We start from the raw sequence: 20,329 nt of genomic DNA on the forward strand, positions 1-20,329 counted from the left end.
AATTCGATGAAACGTGTTTCTCAACTGACCGCGCTGGCCCTGCTGATCGGGCTCTCTTCTTCGGTTTCTTTCGCGGCTGATATGCTTTCGCCACTCACCTTCACCCAGCTTCAGCAGCAGAAAGGTGTCGCCATCGACACCCGTCTGAGCGCGTTCTACAACGGCTGGCCGCAGACGCTGAATGGTAGCGAAGGCCATGAACCGGCGGCGCTGAATCTCTCGGCCAGCTGGCTTTCGGCCATGAATGACGCGCAGCTGACCGACTGGATCAAGCGGCATCAATTACAACCGACCACGCCGGTGGCGCTGTACGGGGCCGATAAAGATAACGCCGCCGTGGCGGAACGCCTGAAAAAAGCGGGCATCGCCCACGTCAGCCTGCTCGGCGATGCGCTCACGCAACCGGAACGCCTGCAAAAGCTGCCGCACGTTGAGCAACTGGTGTATCCGCAATGGCTGCATGACATGCAAGAAGGAAAAACCGTGACCGCCGCGCCGAAAGGTGACTGGAAAGTGTTCGAAGCGGCCTGGGGGGCACCGAAACTTTATCTGCTGAGCCATATTCCGGGTGCGGGCTACATCGACACCAACGACGTCGAAAGTGAACCGCTGTGGAACAAAGTCTCTGACGATAAGCTGAAAGCGCTGCTGGCAAAACAGGGAATTCGTCACGATACTACCGTCATTTTATACGGCCGTGACGTGTACGCTGCCGCGCGCGTGGCGCAAATTCTGCTGTATGCCGGGGTGAAAGACGTGCGTCTGTTAGACGGCGGCTGGAAAACCTGGTCCGACGCAGGCCTACCGGTTGAACGAGGCACGCCGGGTAAAACCACGCCTGCACCTGATTTCGGTGCCACGATTCCGGACCAACCGCAGCTGATGCTGGATACCGAACAGGCGCGTGGTTTAGTGCATCGTAAAGATGCCTCGCTGGTCAGCATTCGTTCGTGGCCGGAATTCATCGGCACCACCAGTGGCTACAGCTATATCAAGCCAAAAGGTGAAATCGCCGGCGCGCGCTGGGGTCATGCGGGCAGCGATTCGACCCATATGGAAGATTTCCATAACCCGGACGGCACCATGCGCAGCGCCGATGATATTGCGGCGATGTGGGCGCAATGGCACATTTTGCCGACGCAGCAGGTGTCGTTCTACTGCGGCACCGGCTGGCGCGCCTCTGAAGCCTTTATGTACGCTCGCGCCATGGGCTGGCAGAACGTGTCGGTGTACGACGGCGGCTGGTACGAATGGAGCCAGAACGCGGAAAACCCGGTCAGTCGCGGCGACCGCGGCCCGGACTCCGCGCTTTAATCATCATTCGGTCCGGCAGCGCCCTGCTGCCGGGCTTCCAGTGACGCCAGCGTGACATAACCACTCCATACCCGCGTAAACGTCGTCAACCAGCACAGACCGCCGAAGATCCACGCCATCCACCCAAAGTAGCCTGGCAACAGGCAGCTCAAGACAAACAGCGCAATGGTTTCGCTGCCTTCGGTAAACCCGCCGAGATAATAAAACGATTTGTGGGCGTAGCCGGGGTTGTCTATTTGATGCTTCGCCGCCAGCGCCGCAAAGGCTAAAAAGCTGCTGCCGGTACCGATAAACGCAAACAGCAGCCAGCCCCCCGCCAGCGCATTCTCCAGCGGATTCGCCAGAATAAAACCGAACGGCACCAGAGCGTAAAACAGGAAATCCAGGGCGATATCCAGAAAACCACCGGCGTCTGTCAGGCCACGCCGCCGTGCCAGTGCGCCGTCCAGCCCATCCAGCAGGCGGTTGAGCACAATGACCACCAGCGCCGGAATATACCAGCCCAGCGCCAGAAACGGCAGCGCCAGCACGCCAATCGCGAAACCAACCAGCGTAATGCCGTCCGGTGTGATGCCTGGCCTGTCGAGTTTCTCCGCCGCCCGATTGAGCCACGGTTTGAGGCGAGGATGTAAATGACGGTCAAGCATGCGGTTTCCCCTGAACGTCACACAGCCCTTGCGAAGGGATATCCAGTGCGGCATTAAAACGGGCCGACAGATTCTGAAACGCCACCAGCGCAGTCATTTCGCAGATAGCCTCGTCATCGTAAAAACGCTTGAGCTCAGCCTTCTGCGCGTCGCTAATCTGCGGCGGCGTGGCAGTCATGGCGTCGGCATATTCCAGCGCAGCGCGTTCGGCTTCGCTGAACAGCGTCGAGCAGGGCCAGTGTGCCACCGCCTGCACTTTCTCCAGCGTGTCCGTCCGCTGTGCCAGCCGTAGGCTATTGGCATCAATGCAGAAGTCACAGTGACACAGCTGTGAAACGCGGGTCATCAGCAGCGCACGCAGCTCGGGCGACAGGCGCGCTTTTTTCCGCTCCAGCCAGCCAACATAGAGCGCCACCAGCCAGAAAAGACGCGGCATTCTCCCCCACCAACGGGTCGGGTTCAGCACCTTACCGAAATGTCTTTTTTGCATTTTTACGATCGGGGCAAGCGAAGGTGGGATTTTGCTCAGCGGCGGCACCCACGGCTGATGTTTTTTCACCCGGACACTCCTGCAGATCTTCAGATTTATCAACGGCAGAGATAGTATGACACGCTCGCAACAGGAACTTTGACTTCTATGCTGAAAACTATTGATGTGGTGGCGGCCATTATTGAACGCGCGGGATTGATTTTACTGGCCCAGCGTCCGGCGCACGCCGACCAGCCGGGGCTGTGGGAATTTCCCGGCGGTAAAGTGGAAGCCGGAGAATCGCAACCCGAGGCGCTCATCCGCGAGCTGCAAGAGGAATTGGGTATTGATGCCTTGCCTTCGGCGTTTGTGGCGAGCCATCAGCGGGAAGTGTCCGGGCGCATTATCCATTTGCATGCCTGGCACGTGCCGGAATATCACGGCGAGCTGACCGCGCACGAGCACAGCCAACTGGTTTGGGTGACACCTGAAGACGCATTTAAATGGGAACTGGCACCTGCAGACATCCCCCTGCTGGACGCGTTTATTGCCTTACGCGACGCCAGACCAGCGGATTGGTGCTAAGTGTTTTTTCATCGCGCTGGCACTGTAACAATACGCCTTCGGCTTTCACCACCGCGCCTTCGCTGTAGTTCTGGTTTTGATAAATGCAGCACTGGGAACAGGGCTGCCCGCGCTGACCGCTGCTGCTAAATACCTCCGGCGGCACGTTCACTTCCACATCCGGCCCGAAGCGCTCTGCAGCCTGCACGCCGCTGCCGAGAAGCAGCCACAGCCCCGCCATCAGATATCGTTTCATTGTTATTCCTTTTTTCTGGGTTCTCAGATAACTATATCGACCCTTTCACCGTTTTCTTAAATTTTCGCTCTCATCGTTTTTTGTTATGACAAACCGCCCATTATAAGTTTTCCCCTTCCGGGGCGATTTTTCCTTGCCTGCCGCTGCGTCAGCGGAGATAGTCGAAAGAAAGCGAACCCCGAATAATAAACACACAAACATCATACCGTTATAGACATAAGAGGAACTTATCTTCATGGAAACGACTCTCTCTCTGGAAACATTCCTGAACCGCGTTCAGCAACGCGATCCGCATCAGGGTGAATTTGCGCAGGCCGTACGCGAAGTGATGTCCACCCTGTGGCCGTTCCTGGACGCCAATCCGCGCTATCGTCAGATGTCGCTGCTGGAACGCCTGGTTGAGCCAGAACGCGTGATCCAGTTCCGCGTGACGTGGGTCGATGACCGTAATCAGGTGCAGGTTAACCGCGCCTGGCGCGTGCAGTTCAACTCGGCGATTGGCCCGTTTAAAGGCGGGATGCGTTTTCATCCGTCGGTAAACCTGTCGATTCTCAAATTCCTCGGCTTCGAACAAACCTTCAAAAATGCGCTCACCACCCTGCCGATGGGCGGGGGTAAAGGCGGTAGCGATTTCGATCCGAAAGGCAAAAGCGAAGGCGAAATCATGCGTTTCTGCCAGGCGCTGATGACCGAACTGTACCGCCATTTAGGCGCGGACACCGACGTTCCAGCGGGTGATATTGGCGTCGGCGCGCGTGAAGTGGGCTTTATGGCCGGGATGATGAAAAAACTCTCCAACAACACCGCCTGCGTGTTTACCGGCAAGGGGCTGTCGTTTGGCGGCAGTTTGATCCGCCCAGAAGCGACGGGCTACGGCTTAATCTACTTCACCGACGCGATGCTTAAACGCCACGGCCTGGGTTTCGAAGGGATGCGCGTCGCCGTGTCCGGCTCCGGTAACGTGGCGCAGTACGCGATTGAAAAAGCAATGGAGTTGGGCGCACGCGTGGTAACCGCGTCAGATTCCAGCGGTACCGTGGTGGATGAAGCCGGGTTTACGGCGGAAAAACTGGCGCGTCTGGAAGAAATCAAGAGCAGCCGCGATGGGCGCGTGTCCGATTACGCCCGTGAGTTTGGCCTGCAATATCTCGAAGGCCAGCAGCCGTGGTCCGTGCCGGTGGATATCGCCCTGCCATGCGCCACGCAAAACGAGCTGGATGCCGATGCGGCCCGCCTGTTGATTGCCAACGGCGTGAAAGCGGTAGCCGAAGGCGCCAATATGCCGACCACCATCGCCGCCACCGATTTGTTCCTTGAGGCGGGCGTATTGTTTGCGCCAGGCAAAGCGGCGAACGCGGGCGGCGTAGCAACGTCCGGGCTGGAGATGGCGCAGAACGCCGCGCGAATGGGCTGGAAGGCAGAGAAAGTCGATGCCCGTTTACACCACATCATGCTGGATATTCATCAGGAGTGCGTTGAGTACGGCGGAGAAGGCAAGCAAACGCATTACGTGCGCGGGGCGAACGTCGCCGGGTTCGTGAAGGTGGCGGATGCGATGCTGGCGCAGGGTGTGATTTAAGTTTTGATTGCCCGGCGGCGCTGACGCTTGCACGGGCCTACGGGTTTGTAGGCCTGACAAACGCAGTGCCGTCAGGCAATGCTAAGACGTTTCAGATTTCTTCTTCCGCGCCTTACTGAACGTTTTCTTTTTCTGTTCCCCGCCCGGCGCTACCAGGCCACGGAACTGTTTCACCGGCGTGCTTCGCGCCTGCTGAATCAAATCAAACAACGTGCCGACCAGCGGCTGCATGAAATCCTGATAGCGACACTGCTTTTCGCTGATTTGCGTCAACACCGATTCCCAGTGCGCGGTCATGTCCGGTCGTCCGGCCATTTCTGGCAGCGAGTGGATCAGCGCCCTTCCGGCCTCGGACGAATGGATGTAGCGCCCTTTTTTGGTCAGGAACCCGCGCTTAAACAGCAGCTCGATGATCCCGGCGCGCGTCGCTTCAGTGCCTAAACCATCCGTCGCACGCAGGATCTTCTTCAGATCTTTGTCCTGCACAAAGCGTGCAATCCCGGTCATCGCGGAAAGGATGGTGGCATCGGTGAAATGGCGCGGCGGCTGGGTCTGACGTTCAACCACTTCGCCTTTTTCGCACAGCAGTTCGTCGCCCTTCGCCACCACCGGCAGCGGCGTGCCGTCGTTATCTTCGTCACGCTCTTTATTGCCGAGCAGCGTGCGCCAGCCTGCTTCCGCGAGGAAACGCGCTTTGGCGATGAATTTACCGTTGGCGATATCCAAATCAATCTGACATTTGCGGAACACCGCATCCGGGCAGAACTGCATCAAATATTGACGGGCCACCAGCTCATACACTTTGGCTTCGTTGTCGGTCATTCTCACCGATGAACTGCGCGCCGTGGGGATGATGGCGTGGTGCGCATCGACCTTTTTGTCATCCCAGCAGCGGTTACGAATTTCAGGATCAACAACCGGCTGCGGCAGCAAACCAGAGGCGTGCACGCTGATGGCGTTCAGCACCGCCTGACGTCCGGCAAAATGTTCTTCCGGCAGATAGCGGCTGTCAGAACGCGGATAGGTAATGAGCTTGTGGGTTTCGTACAGCTTCTGACAGATATCCAGCACGTTCTGCGCGCTGAAACCAAAACGTTTGGCGGCTTCAATCTGTAAAGCCGAAAGTGAAAACGGCAGCGGGGCCGGTTCTGAATCCCGTTTATCATTATACGCGGTGACGACCGCCGGTTGCCCGGCAATGCGCCCCAGGACATGATCGGCCAGCGGGCGATGCAGTAATCGCCCCTCTTCGTCCTGATACGGCTCGCAGGCTTCACTCGGCTGCCACGTGGCGGTGAAACGCTCGTCGGCAGGGGTGACGATATGCGCTTTCACATCGAAGAAATCTTTCGAGACGAAATTTTCAATTTCTTCATCACGACGCACCACCAGCCCGAGCACCGGCGTTTGCACCCGTCCAACGGAGAGCACGCCCTGATAGCCCGCGTTGCGGCCCAGCAGCGTGTAAGCGCGGGTCATGTTGATGCCGTACAGCCAGTCAGCGCGCGCGCGCGCCAGCGCGGACACGCACAGCGGGATGAAATCGTTATTGGAGCGCAGACGGGAAATCGCGCGTTCGACCGCCTGCGGATTGAGATCGTTAATCAGACAGCGCTGCACCTGCCGACGCTTTTCCGCTGGCATATCAAGATAATCCAGCACTTCATCCACCAGCAGCTGACCTTCTCTGTCCGGGTCACCCGCGTGGATGACTTCGGTAGCATCGTGCAGCAGGCGCTTGATGGCGTTCAGTTGTTTGGTCACCGACGGCCGCGGTTGCAGCCGCCATTTCTCCGGTACAATCGGCAAGTCCATCAGGTTCCAGCGCGCATAACGGCTGTCGTAGACATCCGGCTGTGCCTGTTCCAACAGGTGACCGATACACCAGGTCACGACCTGGCCGTTACCACATTCGATAAAGCCATCGCCCCGGCGATGCGGCTTGGGCAGCACGTCAGCGATGGCACGGGCCAGACTCGGTTTTTCCGCAATAAACAAGCGCATGCGGTTAGCTTATCTCGATCATCGGTCGTCCGCCGCGCGCGGCCACCAGTTCGCCAATCGCGGTGAGTGTGAGGCCGTATTCCGCTGCAGTGGCTTGGGTTTCTGATTCAGCTTCCGGCAGGACCGCCAGCAGCAGGCCGCCGGAAGTTTGCGGGTCACACAGCAGGTTACGCCACGCTTCCGGCATATCACCCATCAGGTGGCCGTAGCTCGCAAAGTTACGGGAGGTGCCGCCCGGAACCGCGCCCTGCGCGATGTACTCTTCCACGCCAGGCAGTTTCGGCACGTCGGCAAACCGAATTTGTGCCTGCACGCCTGCGCCCTGGCACATTTCGCTCAGGTGTCCAAGCAGACCAAAACCGGTCACGTCAGTCATCGCTTTGATGCCGTCGATATTCGCGAAGGCCGCACCCGCGATATTCATCTGGCACATGACTTCCGTCGCCAGGCCTTGATGTTCAGGTTTAAGCAGAGATTTTTTCTCGGCCGTCGTCAGCACGCCAATACCCAGCGGTTTGGTGAGGTACAGTTTGCAGCCCGCCTGGGCGGTGCTGTTTTTCTTCACGCGTTCTGTTGGCACGATACCGGTCACCGCAAGACCAAAAATCGGCTCCGGCGCATCAATAGAATGACCGCCAGCCAGCGCAATTCCGGCCTGTTGGCAGGCAAAACGGCCACCTTCAATCACTTCGCGGGCAATTTCTGGCGCCAGGGTGTTAATCGGCCAACCGAGAATGGCGATGGCCATGATCGGTTTCCCACCCATCGCAAAGATATCGCTGATGGCGTTGGTCGCGGCGATACGCCCAAAATCAAACGGGTTATCGACAATGGGCATGAAGAAATCGGTTGTACTGATAACTGACATCCCGTTACCCAAATCGTAAACGGCGGCGTCGTCGCGCGTTTCGTTGCCGACAAGCAGGTTCGGGTCGACAAACTTCGCCTGCTCACTGTGCAGGATGGTTTCCAGCACTTTGGGGGAAATTTTACAACCGCAACCGGCTCCGTGGCTGTATTGCGTCAAACGAATGGCTTGCTCGCTCATGGACATCTCCTGTCATTGCAACCGATCCCGGCTATACACAAAATCATTCGGGTTGCATCGAGGCGGCAAGTTTGAAGAGCCCAGAAGCATAGATAACTATGTGACTGGGGTCTGAAAGCGTAGCCAACAAAGAGGCAGCCCGAAGGATGACGTGTATATGTTAGCGCTCAAAGTCGGTGGTGGTAAGAGTGACAGTCTGATTTCGCGCGCTGTTGCTCACTATCCGCACAATCACCGGATTGACCAGGTAGGTGAAGAGAGATTTAGTTCATTCACGCTGCTTATGTATCTGCCGTTTTGCGAGGTAACGCAACTTTTTCATTCTCGATTTATGACAGAAATGAGTTTGCGAAGACACAGAAATAATCCCGAACGTGCCCGGCAGCGCGATGCCTGCCGGGCTGTTTTCCGACTCAGAATTTCACGACAAACGGCGTAGTATCGGGGATGGAAACCGTCATTGACGCCTTCAACTGTGGCGTGCCGAGATACAGGAAGCCGACAATTTTATCCTCTTCGCGACACTGCAAACCCTCTCGAACCACCGGGCTTTCGGTCAGCGCACCGCTACGCCAGATCCCGTTAAACCCTTGCGCGACGGCTGCCATTTGCATCGCCATCACCGCACAACCTGCGGACATTTCCTGTTCCCACACCGGCACTTTATGATCCGGCGTACACTTCGCCACCACCGCAATAATCAGCGGTGCACGGAACGGCGCATTGCGGGCTTTGTCGATGGCTTTATCGTCCTGTCCGGCATTAACCGCACCCTTTTCCAGTAGCTGGCTAAAACGTTCCCGACCTTCACCTTCAATCACGAAGAACTGCCACGGCTGCAACGTGCCGTGATCGGGCGCGCGCAAACCCGCACGCAGGATATTTTCCAGCGCTTCCCCTTCCGGCGCGGGTTCTGCCAGACGGGAAGCGCTACGGCGGTTAACGAGTAATTCGAGTGCATCCATTAATAAATCTCCTGTCACGGGTTTTTCCATAAAATTAACATGACAGCAGAATTTGTTACAGCGCCGGAGGCGATTCCTGCTGACAACCGGCGGCGGTGTCATTAGGATAGCCTCACGTCGCGCCTTCGCGGGCGGACACCTTTTCATTCAGACAGGGAGTAAACATGCGAACCCTTTGGCGATTTATTGCCGGATTCTTTAAATGGACGTGGCGTCTGTTGAACTTCATCCGTGAACTGGTGCTGAACCTGTTCTTTATTCTGCTGGTGCTGGTGTGCGTGGGCATCTGGATGCAGTTCAGTAGCAGCACCACTGAAAGCGCAGGCCGTGGTGCGCTGTTGATGGATTTAACCGGCGTGGTGGTAGATAAGCCTTCCACCAGCAGTAAATTTGGTGCCATTGGCCGTCAACTGCTGGGCGCGAGCTCTGACCGCCTGCAAGAAAACTCCCTGTTCGACATTGTAAACACCCTTCGCCAGGCGAAGGACGACCGAAACATTACCGGGATCGTGCTGGATCTGAAAAACTTCGCCGGGGCCGATCAGCCGTCGATGCAGTACATTGGTAAAGCGTTGCGCGAATTCCGCGACAGCGGCAAGCCGGTTTACGCCGTGGGCGACAGCTACACTCAGGGTCAGTACTACCTCGCAAGCTTCGCTAACAAGATTTATCTCTCCCCACAGGGCACCGTCGATTTACACGGCTTCGCCACCAACGGGCTGTATTACAAATCCCTTCTGGATAAGCTGAAAGTCACTACCCACGTGTTCCGCGTCGGCACTTATAAATCCGCCGTTGAACCGTTTATCCGTGACGATATGTCCCCGGCCGCACGTGATGCGGACAGCCGCTGGATTGGCGAACTTTGGCAGAACTATTTGACCACCGTGGCGGCTAACCGCCAGGCCACGCCGGAGCAGATTTTCCCGGGTGCGAAAGGCATGCTTGATGGCCTGCGTAAAGTTGACGGCGATACCGCCAAATACGCACTGGATAACAAGCTGGTTGACGTCCTGGCGTCTAACGCCCAAGTGGAAAAAGTACTGTCCAAACAGTTCGGCTGGAGCAAAGCGGACAATAATTATCGTGCCGTCAGCTACTACGATTACTCTCTGAAAACACCTGCCGATAAGGGTGCCAGCGTGGCGGTTATCTTCGCCAATGGCGCGATCATTGACGGGGAAGAAACGCCGGGCAATGTTGGCGGTGATACCACCGCGTCGCAAATTCGCGATGCGCGCCTTGATCCGAAAGTGAAAGCCATTGTGCTGCGCGTCAACAGCCCTGGCGGCAGCGTCAGTGCTTCAGAAGTGATTCGCTCTGAACTGGCCGCCGCACGCGAAGCCGGGAAACCGGTGGTCGTTTCCATGGGCGGCATGGCGGCCTCCGGCGGTTACTGGATTTCAACCCCGGCGGATTACATCGTCGCGAACGCCAGCACCCTGACCGGCTCCATCGGCATCTTTGGCGTCATCAACACCGTTCAAAACAGCCTGGATTCCATCGGCGTACACACCGACGGTGTATCAACCTCGCCGCTGGCGGATATTTCGATGACCAAAGCACTGCCGCAGGAAGTGCAGGACATGATGCAACTCAGCATCGAGAACGGCTATAAGCGCTTCATTACGCTGGTAGCGCAGTCCCGTCACAGCACGCCGGAACAGGTCGATAAAATCGCCCAGGGCCACGTGTGGACCGGTCAGGATGCGAAAGCTAACGGTCTGGTCGATAGCCTCGGTGATTTCGATGATGCAGTCGCGAAAGCGGCGCAGCTGGCGAAACTCAAACAGTGGCACATTGATTACTATCAGGAAGAGCCGACGCTGTTCAATTCTGTTATCGACAGCCTGAGCGGTTCGGTTCGCGCCGCACTGCCTGAAGCCCTGCAAGCTTACCTGCCTGCGCCGCTGGCCAGTGCCGCAAACGTGGTGAAAGCAGAGGGCGATAAACTCGCCGCCTTCAATGACCCGCAGAACCGCTACGCCTTCTGCCTGACCTGCGCTAATATACGCTAATTCATATCCCCTCCACTGGAGGGGATTTTTCTTTCAGATTCAGTAACTCATCATGCAAAAGAAATCGATTTACGTTGCCTACACTGGCGGCACTATCGGGATGCAGCGCTCTGAACAAGGCTACATTCCCGTGTCCGGCCACCTCCAGCGCCAACTGGCGTTGATGCCTGAATTCCATCGTCCGGAAATGCCGGATTTCACCATCCACGAATACGCCCCGCTGATGGACTCTTCCGATATGACGCCGGAAGACTGGCAGCATATCGCCGAAGATATTCAGGCACATTACGATGAATACGATGGTTTTGTCATTCTGCATGGCACCGACACCATGGCGTTTACCGCTTCGGCGTTGTCGTTCATGCTGGAAAACCTCGGTAAACCGGTGATTGTGACAGGGTCACAAATCCCACTGGCCGAGCTGCGTTCCGACGGACAAATCAATCTGCTGAATGCGTTGTACGTGGCGGCGAATTACCCGATTAACGAAGTGACGCTGTTCTTTAATAATCGCCTGTATCGCGGCAACCGTACGACCAAAGCTCATGCCGATGGCTTTGACGCTTTCGCCTCGCCAAACCTGCAACCGCTGCTGGAAGCCGGGATCCACATTCGTCGCCTTGGCACACCACCGGCGCCGTACGGGACCGGGGATTTAATCGTGCATCGCATTACCCCGCAGCCGATTGGCGTGGTAACGATTTACCCGGGGATATCCGCCGACGTGGTGCGTAACTTCCTGCGCCAGCCGGTGAAAGCGCTGATCCTGCGCTCCTATGGCGTCGGTAATGCGCCGCAAAACGGTGATTTCCTCAAAGAGTTGGCCGAAGCCAGCCTGCGCGGCATCGTGGTAGTTAATCTCACCCAGTGCATGTCCGGGAAGGTAAATATGGGCGGCTATGCCACCGGCAACGCCCTCGCCCAGGCAGGCGTGGTCAGCGGGTTCGATATGACCGTAGAAGCCACGCTGACCAAGCTACACTATTTGTTAACGCAGGGGCTGGACGTCGATGCGGTGCGTACCGCGATGCAGCAAAACCTGCGTGGTGAACTGACGCCAGACGAGTAAGGAGCCAAGATGAACGCACGCGCGCTGTTACTGGTGGATTTGCAGAACGATTTTTGTGCCGGAGGTGCCCTCGCGGTGCCGGAGGGCGACAGCACGGTGGACGTGGCGAATGCCCTGATCCACTGGTGTCTGGTACGCGGTGACGCGATTGTCGCCAGTAAAGACTGGCATCCGGCCCATCATGGAAGCTTTGCCCGTCAGCATCACGTTAAGCCCTTTACGCAGGGCCAGCTCGATGGTCTGCCACAAACTTTCTGGCCCGATCACTGCGTGCAGAATACGGAAGGTGCCGAGTTGCATCCTCTGCTGGCCGATCAGTTTATCGACGTGGTCTTTCCGAAAGGCGAAGCAGTCAATATCGACAGCTACAGCGCCTTTTTCGACAACGGTCATCGGCAGAAAACCGGGCTCGACGAGTGGCTGAAGGCGCAGAAAGTGTCCGAGTTGATTGTGATGGGCCTGGCAACAGATTACTGCGTGAAGTTTACGGTGCTGGATGCGTTGAAGCTTGGCTATGAAGTGAATGTGATTACCGACGGCTGTCGCGGCGTGAATATCACCCCACAGGACAGCACTCAGGCGTTTATGGAAATGGCCGCCGAAGGCGCTACGCTTTATACCTTTGCCGACTGGCAGGAAACCCAGGCCTGACCCCTGCCCGGCATCACGCCGGGCATTTCCCCTCGAATACAATAATTTGAAGCGTTCTCGCAGTTTTAGCGAAGCGGCAGTGCTACTCTTTTTTGGCTGTTTTTTTCGCCACGCCTTGTGTGGCGTGCGTGTTTATTTATCAGTCAAAGAGGAAATTGTATGAAGCTTATGCCTGTTCTGGCAGCCTTACCCCTGCTCTGCGCTCCCTGTGTTTTTGCTGCTGATATGATGTCGGTGGGTTAATTCAACGGCGGAGGCGATGTCACCGCGGGCCCCGGCGGTGACATCGATAAGCTAGATGTGCGCCAGATTACCCATCTTAACTACTCGTTTGGTCTTATCTACAACAACGAAACGGGTGAAACCAACGACGCGTTGAAAGATGCCAGTAAACTCCACCAGATTTGGCTCTCGCCAAAAGTGATCGCCGACCTGCACAAAATCCCTGAACTGCGCAAACAAAATCCACGCCTGAAAGTCCTGCTCTCGGTCGGTGGCTGGGGTGCCCGAGGATTTTCCGGCGCTGCAGACAGCAAAGAGAGCCGGGAGGTGTTTATCCGCTCCGCCGCTGACATCGTCAAAACCTACGGACTCGATGGCATCGATCTTGACTGGGAATACCCGGTCAACGGCGCCTGGGGTCTGGGGTCTGGTCGATAAGCAACCGGAGGATAAAGACAACTTTACCGCCCTGCTTAAAGAGATGCGGGAAGCATTACCGAAAGAGAAGTTAGTGACCGTCGCACTGGGTGCCAACGCCGAAAGCCCGAAAAGCTGGGTTGACGTGAAAGCCATCGCACCGTATCTGAACTACATCAACCTGATGACCTACGATATGGCCTATGGCACGCAGTATTTCAACTCGAACCTGTACGACTCTAACCATTGGCCAACGGTTGCCGCTGCCGATAAGTACAGCGTCGACTTTGTGGTGAACAACTATCTCGCGGCAGGACTGAAACCGGAGCAGATGAACCTGGGCATTGGTTTCTATGGCCGTGTGCCGAAACGCAGCGTGGAACCCGGCATCGACTGGTCAAAACCGGATGCGGCGAAAAACCCGGTGACGCAACCCTACTTCAGCGCGCAGGAAACAGATCTGTTCAAATCGCTGGGCTATGACCTGACGAAAGATACCTACGTGAAGTACAACGATATTGTCGGCAAGCTGATTAACGATCCGCAGAAACGCTTTACTCAGCACTGGGACGATCAGGCGAAGGTGCCGTGGCTGTCGGTGAAATCAGCCGAAGGCAAACCGCTGTTTGCGCTGTCCTATGAAAACCCACGCTCGGTTGACCTGAAGGCGCAGTACATCAAAGAGAAAGGTCTGGCAGGGGCGATGTTCTGGGAGTATGGCGCGGACGATAACAACCAACTGGCGAAGCAGTTAGCAACGTCTTTGGGGATTCAACACTAACGAGAGTCAAACTGCCCGGTCGGCACGGCAAGCGCCAGGGCCGCCGGGCAACCAACCACTCACTGCATTTTCAGTGTCGCAATCGGTTTTGGCGCGAGGCCAAAATCCTCTTTCAACTGCTGTTTACTTTTCATCACCATCTGTCCCTGGGTGTCGATAGTCATATGCTGCGCGTCGGTGTTGTAACGCGCTTGCCAGAGCATTACCAGCTGCAAACAGTTCTCTTTCTGTGCCGGTGTTAACGCGACGCCATCCGGCCATTTTCCCAGCTCTACGGCTGTCGCCAGACGCTGATAAACGTCCTCAGTCATGCCGTCGATAATTTGCTCAATTTCCACGATCGAGTCCGCTCCTCAGGAATAATTTGCTGAATCGTTTCTTCAGCCCTTAGTTTGGTCGCCATTTTGATCATCGGTGAAGCTCAAAGAGGCCGAATTGACACAATAGCGTTCTCCGCTCGGTTGCGGCCCATCCGGGAACACATGACCGAGATGCGCGTCACAGTTTCCGCATCGAATCTCTGTGCGCTGCATACCATGAGAGTAATCATTCAGATAACGAATGGCCGTGTCGCTTACCGGCTCGTAGAAGCTCGGCCAGCCGCAACCAGAATCGTATTTACTTTCCGCGTTAAACAGCGGCACATCGCACACCAGGCAGTGGTAAAGGCCGTCACGCTTGTTGTGCAGGAGGCGGCCGGTGAACGGCGGCTCGGTTCCGTGATTCTGCGTCACGTAAAACTGCATTTCGCTAAGAGCGCTTTTCAGCGCTTCCGGGGAAGGTTTGTTAGCCATATGCTCACATCTCACTGTATAAGGGACCACTTCTGCCACGATTCTAACAAAACATTAACAATGAAGTGCGAACTTTTGTTCTAAACTTATTCGTTGCGAAAGGGCAGCCAGGTAATTGTGACGCACATCACATTTTTATCTCTTACGGCCTTTAAAATTCCCGCCGCAGGCCGCATATGGAAATGAGCCCAATGGATGAGTGAGGCAGTCAGTCGCGCAAAGGTTGTGCACAGGATTGATTTGTCGCAATGATTGACACGATTCCGCTTGACGCTGCGTAAGGTTTTTGTAATTTTACAGGCAACCTTTTATTCACTAACAAATAGCTGGTGGAATATATGACTATCAAAGTAGGTATCAACGGTTTTGGCCGTATTGGCCGTATTGTTTTCCGTGCTGCTCAGGAACGTTCTGACATCGAGATCGTTGCAATCAACGACCTGTTAGACGCTGAATACATGGCTTACATGCTGAAGTACGACTCAACTCACGGTCGTTTCAACGGCACCGTTGAAGTGAAAGACGGCCACCTGGTTGTTAACGGTAAAACTATCCGTGTTACCGCTGAGCGTGACCCGGCTAACCTGAAATGGAACGAAGTTAACGTTGACGTTGTTGCTGAAGCAACAGGTCTGTTCCTGACCGACGAAACCGCGCGTAAGCACATCACCGCTGGCGCTAAAAAGGTTGTTCTGACTGGTCCTTCTAAAGACAGCACTCCTATGTTCGTTAAAGGTGCTAACTTCGAAAAATATGCTGGCCAGGATATCGTTTCTAACGCATCTTGCACCACCAACTGCCTGGCTCCGCTGGCAAAAGTTATCAACGACAACTTCGGCATCATCGAAGGTCTGATGACAACTGTTCACGCGACCACCGCAACTCAGAAAACCGTTGATGGTCCGTCTCACAAAGACTGGCGCGGCGGCCGCGGCGCAGCACAGAACATCATCCCTTCTTCTACCGGTGCTGCTAAAGCTGTAGGCGTTGTACTGCCAGAGCTGAACGGTAAAATCACTGGTATGGCGTTCCGCGTTCCTACTCCGAACGTATCCGTTGTTGACCTGACCGTTCGTCTGGAAAAAGCAGCGTCTTACGAAGAAATCAAGAAAGCAATCAAAGCGGCTTCTGAAGGCCCAATGAAAGGCGTTCTGGGTTACACCGAAGACGACGTCGTTTCTACCGACTTCAACGGCGAAGTTTGCACTTCCGTGTTCGATGCTAAAGCAGGTATCGCACTGAACGACAACTTCGTGAAACTGGTTTCCTGGTACGACAACGAAACTGGTTACTCAAACAAAGTTCTGGACCTGATCGCTCACATCTCCAAATAAGTTGAGATGAGATTCTGATCCAAAAAGGCGACCTCGGTCGCCTTTTTTATTGCTTCACGTTTACGGCTAACCTTTAGGATTGCACCATGATTAACAAAATTTTTGCTCTCCCGGTAGTTGAACAACTTACCCCTGTCCTCTCTCGTCGTCAGCTTGACGATCTGGAACTGATTGTCGTCGATCATCCACAGGCTAAAGCCTCTTTTGCACTTCAGGGCGCACACCTGCTCTCCTGGAAACCCGCCGGAGAAGCTGACGTGCTGTGGCTCAGCAATAACACCCCATTCAAAAACGGCGTCGCACTGCGCGGCGGCGTACCAATCTGCTGGCCATGGTTTGGCCCGGCAGAACAGCAGGGGCTGCCTGCTCACGGTTTTGCGCGTAATCTGCCGTGGAACCTGAAAGCCCATAACGAAGACGACAATGGCGTGGTGCTGACTTTCGAACTGCAGAGCAGCGAAGAAACCAAGAAACTGTGGCCGCACGACTTCACACTGTATGCGCGTTTCAAAGTGGGCAAAACCTGTGAAATCGAGCTGGAAGCGCACGGTGAATTCGAGACCACTTCTGCCCTGCACACCTATTTTAACGTCGGTGACATCAGCGCAGTGAAAGTGAGTGGCTTTGGCGACCGCTACATCGATAAAGTGAAAAATGCTGAAGAAGGCGTGCTGGCCGATGGCGTCCAGACCTTCCCGGACCGCACCGACCGCGTCTACCTGAATGCGGAAGGCTGCAGCGTGATCCACGACAGTGCACTGGGCCGTAATATTGACGTTATCCACGGTCATCAGAGTAACGTCGTTGGCTGGAACCCAGGCCCTGCGCTGTCCGTTAGCATGGGCGATATGCCAGACGACGGATACAAAACCTTCGTTTGCGTGGAAACCGCCTGCGTGACCGCACCGCAGAAAGCGTCAGAAGAAAAACCAACGCGTCTATCGCAGTCGATTCGCGTCGCTAAACGCTAATCGCGGCCTGCACCAACACCATCCGCACCAACACAATGCAAAACAGGGCGTCTCCGCCCTGTTTTATTGCACTTTGCGCACCTCAACGGTGCATTATCAGAAGCTATAGGTCACACCGGTGGACAACAGTCCGGTCCAGTTTTTGTCGACCATCGGGCTGTCAGTGACTTCATCCGACAAGCGGGTGTATCGCCCTACTCCGTACACGCTCCAGTCAGCATTCAGCTTATAGTTCACAGAAAGCTCGACATACGGGTTCCAGCCGTCGTTAGGATCGTAGCTGCGCAGGCCACTTTTCTTCGACTCGTTTTTGGAAACACCATAGTAATAATCGTTCTGATTTTCACTGTTCCACTGCAAACCGATCCCCGGCGTGACGGTCAGGTTGCCCGCGTTATAACGGTACAGCCACGCCATGTCCCAGGCGATGCCATTGCTCTTGTCCAGTGTGTCACCCGCAAGCGTCGTGCGCAGGAAGCCGTACTGCGTAAAGTGCTGGTATGAAAGGCCGGCCATCATCGTCGACTGGCGACGATCGAGCTTACGCAGCTGATTGTTGTCGCTGTCGCCTGGCTTAAAATACAGCGGCGACCAGTAGGCGGTGATGGAGAGCTTATCGGCGGTATCGTTCCACAGGTAATACCCTGCGCCGATGCCGTGGAACCAGAAGTTATCACTTTCGAAATCAATGGCCGGGAAAGGGTAAACATCACTGCTGTATTGTTTGTACGGATGCCCTACGACCCCCACGCCTGCGCCCAGCGTCAGTTTGCTGTCCTCAGCATGCACAACGGTTGATGCTGTTGCGAGGAGCACACCCGTTGTCAGAAGTTTGATTAATTTCACGTTGCATATCCCTTTCAAATTACAAGCGGCTGAAGTTTAACCGCCCGTTACGTTGACCTCAAACTTTTTACTTCTGCTTACGATATTTAACCGCTCAAATTGCCACCTTTGGATGACACTCCGCTTACAGGCGGATGACGCCACCATGAAGCCCTGAATTTTCTTCGGCTTTAAGTCGCGGTATTTTTTGATGAGTTATTGATATGTCATTGAAATTGACTTTTGCCAACATGCAAGTTTTCCAAATGCCATCTACGCTTAAATTCAGAAGGTGTAATCGCGGGGCACGTTATGTTTTCAGACCCAACAACCTGGCACAAGGGTTGCTGGAGATCGAGCGAGCGTCGTTCAGCTTATCCCTTCCGGGAGCCTCTATTATTCATACGAACGGCTCTTATCCTGTGCTAAAAAACGAAAGGACGGCATGCCATGAATATATTCGATCACTATCGCCAGCGTTATGAAGCTGCCAAGGACGAAGAGTTCACACTGCAGGAATTTCTTGCAACCTGTAAGCAAGATCGCAGTGCCTATGCCAATGCGGCAGAAAGGCTATTAATGGCTATCGGTGAGCCAGTCATGGTCGATACTGCCCATGAGCCACGGCTGTCCCGTCTATTTTCGAATCGGGTGGTCGCACGCTACCCGGCGTTTGAAGAGTTCTACGGTATGGAAGACGCTATCGAACAGATCGTCGCCTACCTGAAACATGCCGCTCAGGGTCTGGAAGAGAAGAAACAGATCCTCTATTTACTGGGCCCTGTGGGGGGTGGTAAATCGTCGCTGGCTGAACGACTGAAAGCGCTGATGCAGCGCGTCCCTATTTATGTGCTCAGTGCTAACGGCGAACGCAGCCCGGTAAACGATCACCCGCTGTGCCTGTTTAATCCGCAGGAAGATGCGCAGATTCTTGAAAAAGAGTACGGCATTCCGAACCGCTATCTCGGCACCATTATGTCGCCGTGGGCGGCAAAACGTCTGAACGAGTTTGGCGGCGACATCACCAAATTCCGGGTGGTGAAAGTCTGGCCATCGATTCTGGCGCAGATTGCTATCGCCAAAACCGAACCGGGTGATGAGAACAACCAGGATATCTCAGCGCTGGTCGGTAAAGTCGATATTCGTAAACTGGAAAACCACGCACAGAACGATCCGGATGCGTATGGCTACTCCGGCGCACTGTGCCGCGCGAACCAGGGTCTGATGGAATTCGTCGAGATGTTTAAAGCCCCCATCAAGGTGCTGCATCCGCTGCTGACCGCGACTCAGGAAGGGAACTACAACGGGACCGAAGGCATCTCCGCCCTGCCGTTCAACGGCATCATTCTGGCGCACTCGAACGAATCGGAGTGGGTGACTTTCCGTAATAACAAAAACAATGAGGCGTTCCTTGACCGTGTGTACATCGTCAAAGTGCCTTATTGCCTGCGGATTTCCGAAGAGATCAAAATCTACGAAAAACTGCTTAATCACAGTGAGCTGACCCATGCGCCTTGTGCGCCAGGTACGCTCGAAACGCTGTCCCGCTTCTCGATTCTATCGCGTCTGAAAGAGCCGGAAAACTCGAGTATCTACTCCAAAATGCGCGTGTATGACGGTGAAAGCCTGAAAGACACCGACCCGAAAGCGAAATCCTATCAGGAGTATCGTGACTACTCGGGCGTGGATGAAGGCATGAACGGGCTGTCGACTCGCTTTGCGTTCAAAATCCTCTCACGCGTGTTCAACTTCGATCACGTCGAAGTGGCGGCAAACCCGGTGCACCTGTTCTACGTGCTGGAGCAGCAGATTGAGCGCGAACAGTTCCCACAAGAGCAGGCTGAACGCTATCTCGAATTCCTCAAAGGCTATTTGATCCCGAAATACGCCGAATTCATCGGCAAAGAGATCCAGACCGCCTACCTGGAATCTTACTCTGAGTACGGGCAGAACATTTTCGACCGTTACGTCACGTATGCAGACTTCTGGATCCAGGATCAGGAATACCGCGACCCGGATACCGGCCAGCTGTTTGATCGTGAATCCCTGAACGCAGAACTGGAAAAAATTGAAAAGCCTGCCGGGATCAGCAACCCGAAAGACTTCCGTAACGAAATCGTCAACTTCGTGCTGCGTGCCAGAGCGAATTACAGCGGACGTAACCCGAACTGGACCAGCTACGAAAAACTGCGCACGGTTATCGAGAAGAAAATGTTCTCCAATACCGAAGAGCTGTTGCCGGTGATTTCGTTTAACGCCAAAACCTCAACCGACGAGCAGAAAAAACACGACGATTTTGTCGATCGCATGATGGAGAAAGGCTACACCCGTAAACAGGTACGCCTGCTGTGCGAATGGTATCTGCGCGTGCGCAAATCGTCATAATGTCGAATGTAGCCCG

The 20,329-nt window shown here is 55.2% G+C and carries 18 protein-coding genes and 1 pseudogene; 10 read left to right on the forward strand and 9 right to left on the reverse strand.

The genetic code is table 11. The annotated features are described in order from the left end of the window. Positions 1-6: 6 nt before the first annotated feature. Positions 7-1,314 carry a rhodanese-like domain-containing protein gene (locus MUU47_RS17635; protein ID WP_258989465.1) on the forward strand — a complete coding sequence of 436 codons (1,308 nt, stop codon included), beginning with the start codon at positions 7-9 and terminating at the stop codon, positions 1,312-1,314. Here the strand turns inward: MUU47_RS17635 and MUU47_RS17640 are convergent. Next, positions 1,311-1,961 carry a CDP-alcohol phosphatidyltransferase family protein gene (locus MUU47_RS17640; protein WP_258989466.1) on the reverse strand — a complete coding sequence of 217 codons (651 nt, stop codon included), beginning with the start codon at positions 1,959-1,961 and terminating at the stop codon, positions 1,311-1,313. The genes MUU47_RS17635 and MUU47_RS17640 overlap by 4 nt on opposite strands. Then, the gene (locus MUU47_RS17645) at positions 1,954-2,520 is read right to left on the reverse strand and encodes a carboxymuconolactone decarboxylase family protein (RefSeq protein WP_258989467.1); all 567 of its coding nucleotides are present in this window, start codon (positions 2,518-2,520) and stop codon (positions 1,954-1,956) included. Before MUU47_RS17645 ends, MUU47_RS17640 begins: the two co-directional genes overlap by 8 nt. 78 nt (positions 2,521-2,598) lie before the next feature. On the opposite strand from MUU47_RS17645, the gene MUU47_RS17650 reads away from it, so the two are divergent. Continuing rightward, positions 2,599-3,015 carry a pyrimidine (deoxy)nucleoside triphosphate diphosphatase gene (locus MUU47_RS17650; RefSeq protein WP_309578240.1) on the forward strand — a complete coding sequence of 139 codons (417 nt, stop codon included), beginning with the start codon at positions 2,599-2,601 and terminating at the stop codon, positions 3,013-3,015. On the opposite strand, the gene MUU47_RS17655 is transcribed toward MUU47_RS17650, so the two are convergent. Beyond that, on the reverse strand, positions 2,975-3,235 hold the full coding sequence (locus MUU47_RS17655) for a DUF1496 domain-containing protein (RefSeq protein ID WP_258990549.1): 261 nt from the start codon (positions 3,233-3,235) through the stop codon (positions 2,975-2,977). The two genes, MUU47_RS17650 and MUU47_RS17655, sit on opposite strands and share 41 nt — an antisense overlap. 250 nt (positions 3,236-3,485) lie before the next feature. Here MUU47_RS17655 and gdhA point away from each other — a divergent pair, with 250 nt between their 5' ends. Next, positions 3,486-4,829 (forward strand): NADP-specific glutamate dehydrogenase, encoded by a 1,344-nt coding sequence (gene gdhA / locus MUU47_RS17660; RefSeq protein ID WP_258989468.1) that lies wholly within the window; start codon positions 3,486-3,488, stop codon positions 4,827-4,829. Between the two features lie 81 nt (positions 4,830-4,910). Here gdhA and MUU47_RS17665 read toward each other — a convergent pair whose 3' ends face one another. The 3 genes from MUU47_RS17665 to MUU47_RS17675 all read right to left on the reverse strand — a co-directional run bounded on the left by MUU47_RS17665 (position 4,911) and on the right by MUU47_RS17675 (position 8,846). Beyond that, positions 4,911-6,833 (reverse strand): DNA topoisomerase III, encoded by a 1,923-nt coding sequence (locus MUU47_RS17665; protein ID WP_258989469.1) that lies wholly within the window; start codon positions 6,831-6,833, stop codon positions 4,911-4,913. Positions 6,834-6,837: 4 nt separating this feature from the next. After that, positions 6,838-7,881 carry a selenide, water dikinase SelD gene (gene selD / locus MUU47_RS17670; protein WP_258989470.1) on the reverse strand — a complete coding sequence of 348 codons (1,044 nt, stop codon included), beginning with the start codon at positions 7,879-7,881 and terminating at the stop codon, positions 6,838-6,840. Between the two features lie 413 nt (positions 7,882-8,294). Continuing rightward, a complete protein-coding gene (locus MUU47_RS17675) occupies positions 8,295-8,846 on the reverse strand; it encodes an NAD(P)H nitroreductase (RefSeq protein WP_258989471.1) in 552 nt (183 codons plus the stop codon). A gap of 164 nt (positions 8,847-9,010) precedes the next feature. Between MUU47_RS17675 and sppA the strand changes: the two genes are divergently transcribed. From sppA to chiD, 4 genes and pseudogenes are all read left to right on the forward strand, one after another. Next, positions 9,011-10,864 carry a signal peptide peptidase SppA gene (sppA, locus tag MUU47_RS17680; protein WP_258989472.1) on the forward strand — a complete coding sequence of 618 codons (1,854 nt, stop codon included), beginning with the start codon at positions 9,011-9,013 and terminating at the stop codon, positions 10,862-10,864. Between the two features lie 52 nt (positions 10,865-10,916). After that, positions 10,917-11,933 carry an asparaginase gene (gene ansA / locus MUU47_RS17685; RefSeq protein WP_258989473.1) on the forward strand — a complete coding sequence of 339 codons (1,017 nt, stop codon included), beginning with the start codon at positions 10,917-10,919 and terminating at the stop codon, positions 11,931-11,933. 9 nt (positions 11,934-11,942) lie between these two features. Further along, complete coding sequence (gene pncA / locus MUU47_RS17690; RefSeq protein ID WP_258989474.1) at positions 11,943-12,584, forward strand: bifunctional nicotinamidase/pyrazinamidase; 642 nt, start codon at positions 11,943-11,945, stop codon at positions 12,582-12,584. Between the two features lie 159 nt (positions 12,585-12,743). Next, positions 12,744-14,004, forward strand: a pseudogene (chiD, locus tag MUU47_RS17695) (chitinase ChiD). A 59-nt stretch (positions 14,005-14,063) separates the two neighbouring features. Here the strand turns inward: chiD and MUU47_RS17700 are convergent. Next, on the reverse strand, positions 14,064-14,342 hold the full coding sequence (locus tag MUU47_RS17700; protein WP_258989475.1) for a YeaC family protein: 279 nt from the start codon (positions 14,340-14,342) through the stop codon (positions 14,064-14,066). Positions 14,343-14,384: 42 nt separating this feature from the next. Further along, on the reverse strand, positions 14,385-14,798 hold the full coding sequence (gene msrB / locus MUU47_RS17705; protein WP_258989476.1) for a peptide-methionine (R)-S-oxide reductase MsrB: 414 nt from the start codon (positions 14,796-14,798) through the stop codon (positions 14,385-14,387). A 338-nt stretch (positions 14,799-15,136) separates the two neighbouring features. On the opposite strand from msrB, the gene gapA reads away from it, so the two are divergent. Further along, positions 15,137-16,132, forward strand: a complete 996-nt coding sequence (gene gapA, locus MUU47_RS17710; RefSeq protein WP_258989477.1) for a glyceraldehyde-3-phosphate dehydrogenase — start codon at positions 15,137-15,139, stop codon at positions 16,130-16,132. Positions 16,133-16,218: 86 nt separating this feature from the next. Next, on the forward strand, positions 16,219-17,103 hold the full coding sequence (locus MUU47_RS17715) for a D-hexose-6-phosphate mutarotase (protein WP_258989478.1): 885 nt from the start codon (positions 16,219-16,221) through the stop codon (positions 17,101-17,103). A gap of 96 nt (positions 17,104-17,199) precedes the next feature. Here the strand turns inward: MUU47_RS17715 and MUU47_RS17720 are convergent, their stop codons facing one another. After that, on the reverse strand, positions 17,200-17,949 hold the full coding sequence (locus MUU47_RS17720) for a MipA/OmpV family protein (RefSeq protein ID WP_258989479.1): 750 nt from the start codon (positions 17,947-17,949) through the stop codon (positions 17,200-17,202). 429 nt (positions 17,950-18,378) lie between these two features. On the opposite strand from MUU47_RS17720, the gene yeaG reads away from it, so the two are divergent. Then, positions 18,379-20,313, forward strand: coding sequence for a protein kinase YeaG (yeaG, locus tag MUU47_RS17725; RefSeq protein WP_159758683.1), 1,935 nt, complete (start codon positions 18,379-18,381; stop codon positions 20,311-20,313). The last annotated feature ends 16 nt before the right edge of the window (positions 20,314-20,329 follow it).

Source organism: Scandinavium hiltneri (assembly GCF_024764835.1).
Lineage (GTDB): Bacteria > Pseudomonadota > Gammaproteobacteria > Enterobacterales > Enterobacteriaceae > Scandinavium > Scandinavium hiltneri.

What these genes read in the sequence shown, in the direction of transcription:
- MUU47_RS17635 (WP_258989465.1), top strand. Translation starts at nt 7, where the DNA reads ATGAAACGTGTTTCTCAACTGACCGCGCTGGCCCTGCTGATCGGGCTC.
- MUU47_RS17640 (WP_258989466.1), bottom strand. Translation starts at nt 1,961, where the DNA reads ATGCTTGACCGTCATTTACATCCTCGCCTCAAACCGTGGCTCAATCGG.
- MUU47_RS17650 (WP_309578240.1), top strand. Translation starts at nt 2,599, where the DNA reads ATGCTGAAAACTATTGATGTGGTGGCGGCCATTATTGAACGCGCGGGA.
- MUU47_RS17655 (WP_258990549.1), bottom strand. Translation starts at nt 3,235, where the DNA reads ATGGCGGGGCTGTGGCTGCTTCTCGGCAGCGGCGTGCAGGCTGCAGAG.
- gdhA (WP_258989468.1), top strand. Translation starts at nt 3,486, where the DNA reads ATGGAAACGACTCTCTCTCTGGAAACATTCCTGAACCGCGTTCAGCAA.
- MUU47_RS17665 (WP_258989469.1), bottom strand. Translation starts at nt 6,833, where the DNA reads ATGCGCTTGTTTATTGCGGAAAAACCGAGTCTGGCCCGTGCCATCGCT.
- selD (WP_258989470.1), bottom strand. Translation starts at nt 7,881, where the DNA reads ATGAGCGAGCAAGCCATTCGTTTGACGCAATACAGCCACGGAGCCGGT.
- MUU47_RS17675 (WP_258989471.1), bottom strand. Translation starts at nt 8,846, where the DNA reads ATGGATGCACTCGAATTACTCGTTAACCGCCGTAGCGCTTCCCGTCTG.
- sppA (WP_258989472.1), top strand. Translation starts at nt 9,011, where the DNA reads ATGCGAACCCTTTGGCGATTTATTGCCGGATTCTTTAAATGGACGTGG.
- ansA (WP_258989473.1), top strand. Translation starts at nt 10,917, where the DNA reads ATGCAAAAGAAATCGATTTACGTTGCCTACACTGGCGGCACTATCGGG.
- pncA (WP_258989474.1), top strand. Translation starts at nt 11,943, where the DNA reads ATGAACGCACGCGCGCTGTTACTGGTGGATTTGCAGAACGATTTTTGT.
- msrB (WP_258989476.1), bottom strand. Translation starts at nt 14,798, where the DNA reads ATGGCTAACAAACCTTCCCCGGAAGCGCTGAAAAGCGCTCTTAGCGAA.
- gapA (WP_258989477.1), top strand. Translation starts at nt 15,137, where the DNA reads ATGACTATCAAAGTAGGTATCAACGGTTTTGGCCGTATTGGCCGTATT.
- MUU47_RS17715 (WP_258989478.1), top strand. Translation starts at nt 16,219, where the DNA reads ATGATTAACAAAATTTTTGCTCTCCCGGTAGTTGAACAACTTACCCCT.
- yeaG (WP_159758683.1), top strand. Translation starts at nt 18,379, where the DNA reads ATGAATATATTCGATCACTATCGCCAGCGTTATGAAGCTGCCAAGGAC.